The following is an 11,601-nucleotide window of genomic DNA, read 5'->3' on the forward strand; positions in this document are numbered from 1 at the left end:
CTGGAATTGCATGGTCGAATCTGAAGCGCAGGGGCGTCTGCCCGGCATCCGCCCGGTTTCCGTTGTCGATATCGGTTCGAACTCCATTCGTCTTGTCGTCTATGAAGGCTTGAGCCGCTCGCCGGCCGTGCTGTTCAACGAAAAGGTGATGTGCGGTCTCGGCAAGGGTATCGACGCCACCGGTCGCATGGATGAAGAAAGCGTCGAGCGTGCGCTGCGGGCGCTGCATCGGTTTCACGCGCTTGCGCAACAGGCGCGGGCGACGCAGACCTACGTGCTTGCGACCGCGGCTGCGCGCGAGGCCAGCAATGGTCCGGCTTTCATCGCGAGGGCCGAGGCGATCCTCGGCCACAAGGTCCGCATCCTCACAGGCGAAGAAGAAGCCTACTATTCCGCCATGGGCATCGTCAGCGGTTACCATGACCCGGACGGTGTTGTCGGCGACCTCGGCGGCGGCTCTCTCGAACTGGTCGAGGTCAAGGGAACGAAGATCGGTACGGGCATCACCCTGCCGCTCGGCGGCATCCGCCTGTTCGAGCATAGCAACGGCTCGCTGGAGAAGGCGCGCACCTGGGTGCGCAAGTTCATGAAGAATTCGCCGGTGTTGAAGACCGGTACCGGGCGTACCTTTTATGCCGTCGGCGGCACCTGGCGCTCGATCGCCAAATTGCACATGGAAATCCGCGACTACCCACTGCACATGATGCAGGGCTACGAGATTTCCTATGACGAGGCGATGGCGCTTCTGCCTGAAGTGATCGAGCCGAAGAACATCAAGCCCTCGGCCTATGCGACGATCTCCAAGAGCCGTCGCAGCCTGCTGCCCTTCGGCGCGATCGCCATGCAGGAAGCACTCTCGATCATGAAGCCGGAGCGGATCTCGTTCTCGGCGCTCGGCGTGCGCGAAGGCTACCTGTTCTCGCTGCTCAACGATGAGGACCGCGCCCAGGATCCTCTGCTGTCGGCAGCAAACGAAATCGCCATCCTGCGTGCCCGTTCTCCGGAACATGCGCGCGAGCTTGCCGACTGGACCGGTCGCATGGTGCCGTTCTTCGGGATCGAAGAAACGGAAGAAGAAAGCCGTTACCGTCAGGCGGCCTGCCTGCTCGCCGATATCAGCTGGCGCGCGCACCCGGACTATCGCGGCCTGCAGGCGCTGAACATCATCGCGCACTCAACCTTTTCCGGGATTACCCATGCGGGCCGCGCCTATATCGCGCTTGCAAACTACTACCGCTTCGAGGGTCTCAACGACGACGGTGCCACGGGGGCGCTGACGGGCATTACCACGTCGCGCCTGCTGGAATTGGCCAAGCTGCTCGGCGGCCTGCTGCGGGTCGCTTATCTGTTCTCCGCGTCGATGCCGGGCGTTGCCCGAAACCTGACGTTCCGCAAGTCGTCCCAGCCGGACGTGGATCTCGAGATCGTCGTGCCCGCGGCGTATTCGGAGTTCGAGGGCGAACGGCTTGATGGCCGCTTGCAGCAACTTGGAAAACTCACCGGAAAGAAGCTCGCCTTCCACTTCGAAAGCTGAGCCGAGATCCGCTGGAATCAAGAAAAGGCGCGCAAGCTCAGGCTTGCGCGCCTTTTTGATTATTCGGCCTTCAGGAAATCGCCGACTTCGAGCAGCACGAACTCGTTGTCGTCGGCCTTGTCGAGCGCGCGACCGGCCGAGAACGGCAGGTTGTTGTCGTTGCCGACGATGATGTGGGTGTCATCGACGCGATCGACGTTCTCGATGGTGACGAAGGGCATGTCGTAAAAGCCCTCGCCGCCACCCTGGCGCTTCTTGTTATCCGGGTCGGCAATCTTGAGGAGATCGATATAGCCGATCTTGCGCACAGCCTCGCTGACATTGCTGTCGTCGAAGGCGATCTTGTAGATGCGCTTGACCTTGGAGCCGGTGGCAAAGCAATCCGGCTTCGGGTCCTTCGGATCGGCACAGGCCTTGTCGACGGTGCCGGCACCATTGTCGCGCTCGATCACCAGGGCTGTTTTGTCGTCGAGCATGTTGAAGTCGCCGATCGCTTCGCCGCCTTCGGCCAGCGGATACAGCCAGCTACGGCCGGTCCAGGCCTTGGTTGCCACGTCGAGTTCGATGACACGCAGCGCCGGGCGGCCGTCGGCCTGTTCCACGGTCTCGCTGTCGGTCCAGAGCGGGCCTTCGAGCAGGCCGTAGAGCTTGCTGCCGTCCTTGGAGAGCGCCATGCCTTCATAGCCGCCCGAGCGCTTCAGGTTGAAGGCGGGCGTCTTCTTCGACGGATCGGCTTGCAGCGTCAGCGTCGGGTTGTCGGGCGACATGACCGGCTTGCCATCGACCGTCGTCGAGATCACGTCCGTCAGCTTTCCGTCGAGATCGAACTTCAGGATGAAGGGTCCAAATTCTTCACCGACCCAGAAGCCGTCGGCAACCGGCTGGATCGATTCGACATCGAAGTCGGCGCCGGTGAGATAGCGTTTCTCGGACCCTTCCATGACGATCGGGAAGGGGGCCTTTTTGTGCGGGTCGGTCAGGAACAGCGTCTTCAGCGCCTCGACCTTGCCGGCGTCCCAGTCCATCTTGACATGGTGCAGCATCAGCATGGCGTCGGTGGAGTTCAGCTTGTTGCCGAAGCCGTTGTCGGAGAGGCTCCAGAAGGTGCCGTCTTCCATCGCCTTGATGCCGGAAAAGCCCTGCATCGGCTGGCCGTCGAAAGGCAGCGAGAGGCCGGTCAGGCGGACGCCATCCTTGCCGGGCACGGTGCCGAGCGCTTCAGCCCGTTTGCGGTCGGCCGTGGTGAACTTGCCGGAGGTCTTGAGATAGTCCGGTGCATCGGACGGAGCGGCGATGATCGTGTTTGCCGGCAGGATCGCGTGACCTTTCAGCGTGGCGGTGAAGGCCTTTTCCTCGGCCGAGGCCGCCATCGTCATCAAAAGGGAGAGCGCCGCGGTGGCGAGAAGTGTTTTCGTCATAGAAGTCACCATGGGTTGGAAGCCTCCTGCACGTCTCCTTGAATGACCCTCGGTTTAAGGACGGAGACATGCAGCGTTTCTAAGCGCTACAGCGACCGTTGCGCGTCCTGAGACGTGCGGCGCTGCAGACCGCAACCCGATAGGCGGCTTAAATGACGAAGGGGTGATGCTTGTCTGACAGACCGATGAAGCTTTGGTGACAGGCTCAGCCGGCAACGGCGAGGTTCGCCCACCGCCCTGGCGTCAAACCATAGGCCCGCTTGAAATGACGGGTGAAATGCGCCTGATCGGCAAAGCCGGTCTCAAGTGCCGCGCCCGCAAGGCTTTCGCCCTTGGCGATCATCTGGCGTGCGCGCTCCAGCCGGCGCATCAGCAGGTAACGGTGCGGGCTGGTGCCGAGCACCTTGCGGAATTGCCGCGCCAGCGTGAACCGGTCGAGGCCGCTGATCGCCTCCAGCTCAGGCGAGCCGACCGGACTGTCGAGATTGGCACGCAGGAAGTCGGTTGCGCGCAGGACGGCGATCTTGTCCGTCTTGCCGGATCTGATTTCGCCAGCGCCGGCGTGGCGGCAAAGTCCTTCGGCGATCCGTGCAAGGATGTCGTCGAGCGCCAGCTCGTCGATGCCATGGTCGAGATCGATCACCGCTTCGCCGATCGCCTGTCGCAGAGCCTCGTCACCGACGACGGGGGCGGCGACAAAGGGCAGGGAACCGCCTGCGGTATCGAGGGCGGCAAGCAAGCGCTCCGGCTGCAGGTACATCATCCGATAGCGCAGGCCGATATCGGTCCCGGCGCCGCCGTCGTGCACCTCGTCCGGATGGATGATGATGATGCTGCCGGGATTGCTGAACCGGCTCTCGCCGCGATACTGGAAGGTCTGCACGCCACCGAGCGTCACGCCGATCGCATAGGTGTCATGGCGATGCGGTTCGAAGAACTTTCCGTGTAGCCGAGCTTCGATACGCTCGATGCCCTCGATTGCCGGGGCAACCCGGATGCCGTCGCCGGGCGCGCCGCACAATCGTTCAAGATCGAGTGCGGCATCCTCCGATAATGCGTCTTCCGGCACGCCCTGTCGGGCTGAAATGGAGATGGCCGTCATGTTCGATACCAAATTTGCAATCGTCTTGCGCGAGGACCTGGCAACCTGGCAGAAGCTGAACGTCACCGCGTTCCTCGCCACCGGGATCGCCGGGCAGAAGCCCGACATCATCGGTGAAGATTACCGCGACGGCCACGGCAACGTCTACAACGCCTTGAGCATCCAGCCGATCATCGTGCTAGCCGCAGATGGGAAGACACTCGGCAACATTCAACGGCGGGCGATCGAAAGGGATGTGCGCGCATCGATCTATGTCGACGCGATGTTTGCGACCGGTCACGATAGCGCCAACCGCGCGGTCTTTGCCGAGACAAATCCGGACGATGCGATGGTCGCCGGTATCGCCATCCATGCGGACAAGAAGACGGTCGACAAGATCACAAAAGGCGCAAAACTGCACGGCTGAGGCAATTACCTTCCGGCGACGAAAATCATCTCGTCGGACGATCCGCCGTCGAAGCCGGTCCGTTGCCAGTCTTCGTAGAGATCGCGGTCGACGGACCATCAGCAGCTGAGGTCGTAGAGCGCGGCAAGGTCTGGATCGCGATGGTATCGATCTTTCATCTCTGCGCCGTCCCGCACCTATTCCGCGGGACTGGCCAAGGGGGCAGGGGCCGACACCGAACCTCCCACTCGCAACGCCAGCACGCCGAGTTTCTGGCCACGTCCCTTGACCGCGTGTTCGCCGAGATCCTCCACCCGGATATAGTGCGGCAGACGCATCTTGCGGGCGAGATCGGTCGAGATCAGCACCTGGTGGCCGAGCGTCTTGCAGAAACCTTCGAGCCGCGCGGTGGTGTTCACCGTATCGCCGAAATAGGTGATCTTGTGCCGATCAAGACCAATTTCCGCAGCAACGATGGTGCCGCCATGGAGGGCTGCGCGCAGGCGTGGAACTTCGCCGAACTCCTTTTGCCAACGGTGTGCATCCGCATCGATCGTTTCCAGAATGTCGAAGACGCAATGGATGCAGGCCGCATTGTTGGTGGCGCGATCGAAGGGCCAGGTAATGACGGCGGCATCTCCGACATAGTCGTCGATCGAGCCGCGATAGCGCAAAACAGGGTCAGCGATCGTAGAAAACAACTTGCCGAGATATTCCTGCATCCTGAGGTCGCCGTGTTTTTCCGCGTAGGAGGTCGAGCCGGCGAGGTCGACGAACAGGAAGACGCGCTCCTCCTGGACCGGATTGCGGTACCTGCCTGTCAGCAGGCTCAGAAAGACGTCGCGGCCCAACAGTTCGCGTACCCGGAGAATGAAGACCAGAGAGCCTGAAATGGCCAATGCGTAGAGCAGGACGGTCTTGGAAGGCATCATCGCCTCCATCCAGTAGTCGTCCCCCATGACGCCGCTCGTCTGCATGAGCAGACCGGCGACGGCGTAGCCGACGTCGAGCAGCACAAAGTAAATCGCCAGCGAAGCGACGAAGAAAACCGGCGTGGAGAAAGCATGGATCCGTCGATTGAGACGCCGGAAGATGACACGTCTCTCAAACGCGATAATCGGCAGGCACATGAACAGCGCGTAGGTCGCGCCGATCAGCGCGCCCTTGCCATAAAAGATCCATGCGTAGACCGCCCCGGCACCCGCGATGACGAGCAACAGGAGAAGTCCTTCGAAAGTGGAGAAGCGCCAACGCATGCGAAAAGCCCCGATAGCGGAAGTAGCGGCATCCGCGTCAGTCGGCCCGGTTTATCGCGCCGGCTGCACCCATTTCACCCCGCTCGAGACGATGGTGATCATGTTCCGCCCGGCTTTCAGCTAGAGCCGGATTCGGGCGGAAGCTTGGTTCCGCCCGAAAGCATTTTCATGGTGTCGCAGACGTGATCTAGACGTTGATCTCGACCGCTTCGATCTTCTTGTCGACAAAGCGCAACGCCACCTCGCCATTGATCAGCTTCAGCGCCGTCTCGCCGAAGAGCTCGCGCCGCCAGCCCTTGAGTGCGCCGACATCAGCCTTCTCGCCCTCGGCCGCAATCTTGTCGAGATCCTCGCTGTTGGCGATGATCTTGGCGGCGACCCCCTGCTTTTCGGCGATCAGCTTCAACAGGACCTTCAGCATCTCGCTCGCGGCTGCAGCACCTTCCGGCGTGTGGCTCTGACGCGGCAGCTTCGGAAGGTCGGTCTTCGGGATGGCGAGCGCCTCGTTGACGGCTTCGGCAACAGCCGCTCCGGCGCTAGAGCGCTCCCAGCCCTTCGGAATGGTTCTGAGCCGCGCCAGGGCTTCCGCGTCCTTCGGCTGCTGCTGCGCGATTTCGTAGATGGCGTCGTCCTTGAGGATGCGCCCGCGCGGCACGTTGCGGGCGCGTGCCTCGCGCTCGCGCCAGGCCGCGACCGTTTTCAGGACGGCGAGTTCGATCGGCTTCTTGACGCGCATCTTCAGCCGCTGCCAGGCGTCGTCGGGATGCAGGTCGTAGGTGTCCTGGGCCTCGAGGATCGCCATCTCTTCGGTCAGCCAGAGCGAACGCCCTTCGCGCTCGAGCTCAGCCGTCAGATGCTGGTAGATGTCCCGCAGGTGCGTCACGTCGGCAAGCGCATAGTCGAGCTGCTTGTCGGTCAGCGGCCTGCGGCTCCAGTCGGTGAAGCGCGACGACTTGTCGATCTGGGTGCCGGTGACGCGGCTGACGAGCTGGTCGTAGGAGACGCTGTCGCCGAAACCGCAGACCATGGCTGCGACCTGTGTGTCGAAGATCGGGTGCGGAATGAGGTTGCCGAGATGGAAAATGATCTCGATGTCCTGACGTGCGGCATGGAACACCTTGACGACATCCGTATTCGCCATCAGCGCGAAGAAGGGCGCAAGGTCGATACCCTTGGCCATCGGATCGACGATGACGGCAAGATCCGGGCTCGCCATCTGGATCAGGCAGAGCTCGGGCCAGAAGGTCGTCTCGCGCAGGAATTCAGTATCGATCGTAATATAATTTGAACGGGCCAGCTGCTGGCAGGCGGCCTCAAGGTCTGCGGTTGTTTCAATCATCAGATTTAAATCACTGTGGCGAAAATGCGGCTTGGCTTTCGTGTAGCCCGTTGCGGCATCTGTCACAATCGAAATTCTCAGACGATCTTGAAATAACCCGTCATGCCGGTCTTCTGATGTTCGATGATGTGGCAATGGATGACCCAATCGCCCAGATTGTCCGCCACAAGCGCCACTTCCGCTTGTTCGTCGGGCAAAAGCAGGATCGTATCGGTCGGCGGCGGCAGGAAGGTCCGCTTGTTGGAGCTGAGGATACGGAAGCTCAAGCCGTGCAGATGGATCGGATGGGCGTGCGGCGTCCGGTTGGCGATCTGAAGCACATAGCTCTTCCCGAGCTTCATCTCTTCGATTGGTGCAATCGGGTCGGGCGTGTCGCCCGGCCACGGCACCTTGTTGATCGCCCAGAACGTGTAGCCGAGCGAGCCGCATATGGAAGGTGTCGCCTTGTGCTCTGCCGTCGCCGAAAGGTCGACCGGCACGCGGGTAGCGACGGAAAGATCCGCCTCGGCGATCGGGTTGGCGGGCAGGGGGGCAACATCACGAAGATCGCGCTTCAGCGATGCCCCGACGGCCTTGAAGCGAGCGATGGTCCAGGGACGCGATCCGCGGAAATTGCCAAGCGCCACCGTCTGGCCTTCGCCGTCGGGCATGCGCAGCGCGAGATCTATGCGCTGGCCGGGGCCGAAGTCGTAGCGGTCAAGCGCGAAGGGCTTGTCGACCGGATTGCCGTCAAGCGCGATCACCATGGCTTGCGCGCCGTCGAGGCCGACCGTGTAGATGCGGGTGACGTCGGTGGCGGCGATCCGCACCCGCACCAGCCCGCCGGCTGGCGCGTCGTAAGTCGGTTCCTGCTCCCAGTTCGCGGTGCGCACGGTGCCGTAGGTGCCACCGCGGGCCGCGTCGCGTGGCTTGAACGGATCGATGAAGGCGCCGCCTGCGCCAAGGCGCCAGTCGCGCAGGTTGAGCACGACCTCGGCGTCGAAGGCCGGATCATCGGGGTTCTCGACAACGATGACGCCGGTGAGCCCGCTGCCCATCTGCGTCAGCGTATTGCAGTGCGGATGATACCAGAAGGTGCCGGCATCCGGTGGCGTGAACACGTAGTCGAAGCGGTCGCCGGGATAGACATAGGGCTGCGTCAGCTCGGGCACGCCATCCATGGCATTGGCGATCCTGAGGCCATGCCAATGCACCGTCGTCGGTTCGTCCAGCCGGTTGATGAGCCGCGCGGCGTAGGGCTCGCCCTTGCGCATGCGCAGGACCGGCGGCGTGCCCTCTGCCGGTGTATCTCCCAGGCCATAGGTCATCACCTTCGGCGTGATGGCGTCACCAGCGATTTTAGCCTGCGTGAACTGTGCCGTTAACAGTTGCGGATCGGGCGTTGCACTTGCGCGCGCGGCCATGCCCGCGCCGAATGCGAATGCACCCCCGAGGGCGGCGGAGCCTTGAAGGAAGGTGCGGCGACTGATGGCGGGCATTTCGGCAATCTCGACAGCTGGTGAGGTCGCCACCGGTTTAAACCTGATCGCCGAATTCAGCAATTCGATGCGTCGCGCGCATCTTGCCGCAGGGCGTTAGCGATCCTTGCGCTTGTGATTGTTGCCCGCCGCGAGCTTGTTGAAGAACGACGATGTACGCAAAAGGTTGCGGAACGGCATGGCGCGCGCGGCTGTCGGTACCGGTCCGCGCACAAACATGCGCTGCAGGGTGTAGAGCATGAACAGGAAGAGGATCGCCGCCGTGTAGATGAAGAGTGCCTGCGGCCCGAAGATTTCGAGCAGGAAGGATGCAAACAGCGGGCCGATGATCGCGCCCAGCGACCAGAAGAACAGCATGCCGGCGGATACCAGCGCATGTTGCCCCTCTGCCGCATGGTCGTTGGCATGGGCCGAGCAGAGCGAATAGAGCGGCATGGCAAACGCTCCGAACAGGAAGATGCCTGCAAAGTTCAGCCACTCGTCATTGCCCGCGCCAAAAGCGAGGAACAGGCCGGCAAGCAGCGAGCCGAAGGTGGCGATCAGGATGATCAGGCGGCGATCGATCCGGTCGGAATAGTGGCCGAGCGGATATTGCAACACGACGCCGCCGATGATGCCGGCGCTCATGAAGGTGGCAATCGCGGTCACCGAAAGGCCAATGCCTTGCGCGTAAATCGGCCCGAGCGAACGAAAGGCCGCGTTGGTGAGGCCAACCACGATGCAGCCGACGGTCGCAAGCGGCGAGATGTTCCAGAGTGCCTTGACGTCGAAGCGGATGGCCTCCGGCGCCACCGGGCTTGACCGGTCGGCAAAGGAGATCGGCACCAGCGACAGCGTCAACGCCATGGAGATGATGGCGAAGAGCTCGAAGCCGCCAAGCCCGATGCCGGGGATGACATATTGCGCCGCCGTGACGGAGCCGAGGTCAACGAGGCGATAGACGGAAAGCGTGCGCGCCCTGTTGGCATTGGTGACGCTGGCGTTGAGCCAGCTCTCCACCGTCGCAAACAGGCAGGCAAAACAGATGCCGGCCAGAAGCCGCATCAGGAACCACATCAGCGGATTGATGACGAGCACCATGGAGATCGCCGCGGCGGAAGCGATCGCCGCCATGGCCGAGAAGGTGCGGATGTGTCCGATCGAGCGCAGGATACGGGTGACATACACGCAGCCGAGCGCAAAGCCGATGTTGTAGCCGGCGCCGATCACGCCGATCAGCGATGTCGAGAAACCCTCTTCAAGAGCACGAAGCGAGATGAAGGTGCCCTGCAGACCGTTGCCGCCGATAAGAATGCCTGCGGTGACGAGAAGGGGGATGAGCGGTCGAATCTGAGACATGGGGCAGGCGACATCCGGAAATCGGCCGCGACTCGGGGGATCGTTGCGGGCCTTGAAATGTGTAGCGTCGCATTCTGCCGTCGGACAGCCCCGAATTGTGACGGTTGCCGTTCTTTTCGCGGCATTTCGGCTTGCTATCGCGCCCAGCGCTCTTGGACTGGCCGTCTCCATCGTTTACAACGCACTTCCATCGGGGCGGCAGCGGGCGCTGCAGCTTGACAAAGCCAACGCATCATGCGCTTTTCCGCCCGATTTTGACCATGTTGCCGCGCGCCGCTTTCGCGAGCTTGCGCGGCTCTTTGCAATTCCGGGATAAGACGATGCACCGTTACCGCAGCCACACCTGTGCCGCCCTCCGCAAGTCGGACGTCGGCTCCACCGTTCGCCTCTCCGGCTGGGTCCACCGCGTCCGCGACCATGGCGGCCTGCTCTTCATCGACCTGCGTGACCACTACGGCATCACCCAGGTCGTTGCCGATCCCGACAGCCCCGCCTTCAAGGCGGCCGAAACCGTTCGCGGCGAGTGGGTCGTGCGCATCGACGGTCTCGTCAAGGCGCGTATGGACGACACCGTCAACAAGGGCATGCCGACCGGTGAGATCGAACTCTACGCCCAGGAGATCGAAGTTCTCTCGGCTGCCAAGGAACTGCCGCTGCCGGTCTTCGGCGAGCCGGACTATCCGGAAGACGTGCGCCTGAAGTACCGCTTCCTCGACCTGCGCCGCGATACGCTGCACAAGAACATCGTCAAGCGCACCCAGATCATCTCGTCGATGCGCCGCCACATGGGCGAGGTCGGCTTCACCGAATACACGACCCCGATCCTGACGGCGTCCTCGCCGGAAGGTGCCCGCGACTTCCTCGTGCCGTCGCGTATCCACCCCGGCAGCTTCTACGCTCTGCCGCAGGCGCCGCAGCAGTACAAGCAGCTGCTGATGGTTGCCGGCTTCGACCGCTACTTCCAGATCGCGCCGTGCTTCCGCGATGAAGACCCGCGCGCGGACCGCCTGCCGGGCGAGTTCTACCAGCTCGATCTCGAAATGAGCTTCGTCGAGCAGGAAGACGTCTGGTCGACGATGGAGCCGGTCATCCGCGACATCTTCGTCGAGTTTGCCGATGGCAAGCCGGTGACCGAAAAGTTCCCGCGCATTCCTTACGACACCGCGATCCGCAAGTACGGCTCCGACAAGCCGGACCTGCGCAACCCGATCGAGATGCAGGCGGTCACCGAACACTTTGCCGGTTCCGGCTTCAAGGTCTTCGCCAACATGATCGCGTCGAACCCGAAGGTCGAAGTCTGGGCGATCCCGGCAAAGACCGGCGGCTCGCGTGCGTTCTGCGACCGCATGAACGCGTGGGCACAGAGCCAGGGCCAGCCGGGTCTCGGCTACATTTTCTGGCGCAAGGAAGGCGAAAAGCTCGAAGGCGCCGGCCCGCTCGCCAAGAACATCGGCGAGGAGCGCACGGATGCGATCCGCACGCAGCTCGGCCTCGATGACGGCGACGCCTGCTTCTTCGTCGCCGGTGATCCCGCGAAGTTCTACAAGTTCGCAGGCGAAGCCCGCACGCGCGCCGGCGAAGAACTGAACCTCGTCGACCGTGACCGCTTTGAATTCTGCTGGATCGTCGACTTCCCGTTCTACGAATGGCTGGAAGACGAAAAGAAGATCGACTTCGCCCACAACCCCTTCTCGATGCCGCAGGGCGGCCTCGAGGCGCTGAACACCGAAGATCCGCTGTCGCTCAAGGCC

The 11,601-nt window shown here is 62.5% G+C and carries 9 protein-coding genes; 3 read left to right on the forward strand and 6 right to left on the reverse strand.

The window, feature by feature from the left end; all coding sequences use genetic code 11:
* Positions 1-10 precede the first annotated feature (10 nt).
* Positions 11-1,534 (forward strand): exopolyphosphatase, encoded by a 1,524-nt coding sequence (gene ppx, locus VGO04_RS16030; RefSeq protein ID WP_327496954.1) that lies wholly within the window; start codon positions 11-13, stop codon positions 1,532-1,534.
* A 59-nt stretch (positions 1,535-1,593) separates the two neighbouring features.
* Here ppx and VGO04_RS16035 read toward each other — a convergent pair whose 3' ends face one another.
* Positions 1,594-2,952, reverse strand: a complete 1,359-nt coding sequence (locus VGO04_RS16035) for an esterase-like activity of phytase family protein (protein ID WP_327496955.1) — start codon at positions 2,950-2,952, stop codon at positions 1,594-1,596.
* Positions 2,953-3,157: 205 nt separating this feature from the next.
* Entirely contained in the window at positions 3,158-4,054 is an 897-nt protein-coding gene (locus tag VGO04_RS16040) for an AraC family transcriptional regulator (RefSeq protein ID WP_327496956.1), read from the reverse strand.
* On the opposite strand from VGO04_RS16040, the gene VGO04_RS16045 reads away from it, so the two are divergent.
* Complete coding sequence (locus VGO04_RS16045; protein WP_327496957.1) at positions 4,053-4,460, forward strand: DUF2000 family protein; 408 nt, start codon at positions 4,053-4,055, stop codon at positions 4,458-4,460. The two genes, VGO04_RS16040 and VGO04_RS16045, sit on opposite strands and share 2 nt — an antisense overlap.
* Before the next feature lie 176 nt (positions 4,461-4,636).
* Here VGO04_RS16045 and VGO04_RS16050 read toward each other — a convergent pair whose 3' ends face one another.
* The 4 genes from VGO04_RS16050 to VGO04_RS16065 form a co-directional block, all read right to left on the reverse strand.
* Positions 4,637-5,695, reverse strand: a complete 1,059-nt coding sequence (locus VGO04_RS16050) for an adenylate/guanylate cyclase domain-containing protein (RefSeq protein ID WP_327496958.1) — start codon at positions 5,693-5,695, stop codon at positions 4,637-4,639.
* Positions 5,696-5,882: 187 nt separating this feature from the next.
* Complete coding sequence (gene rnd / locus VGO04_RS16055; protein ID WP_327496959.1) at positions 5,883-7,034, reverse strand: ribonuclease D; 1,152 nt, start codon at positions 7,032-7,034, stop codon at positions 5,883-5,885.
* Between the two features lie 77 nt (positions 7,035-7,111).
* The gene (locus VGO04_RS16060; protein ID WP_327496966.1) at positions 7,112-8,512 is read right to left on the reverse strand and encodes a multicopper oxidase family protein; all 1,401 of its coding nucleotides are present in this window, start codon (positions 8,510-8,512) and stop codon (positions 7,112-7,114) included.
* 96 nt (positions 8,513-8,608) lie between these two features.
* Complete coding sequence (locus tag VGO04_RS16065; protein ID WP_327496960.1) at positions 8,609-9,850, reverse strand: MFS transporter; 1,242 nt, start codon at positions 9,848-9,850, stop codon at positions 8,609-8,611.
* Between the two features lie 320 nt (positions 9,851-10,170).
* On the opposite strand from VGO04_RS16065, the gene aspS reads away from it, so the two are divergent.
* A partial coding sequence (gene aspS, locus VGO04_RS16070) for an aspartate--tRNA ligase (protein ID WP_327496961.1) occupies positions 10,171-11,601 on the forward strand: 1,431 nt, incomplete at its 3' end.

This window comes from Ensifer sp. (assembly GCF_035999185.1).
Taxonomy (GTDB): Bacteria; Pseudomonadota; Alphaproteobacteria; order Rhizobiales; family Rhizobiaceae; genus Ensifer.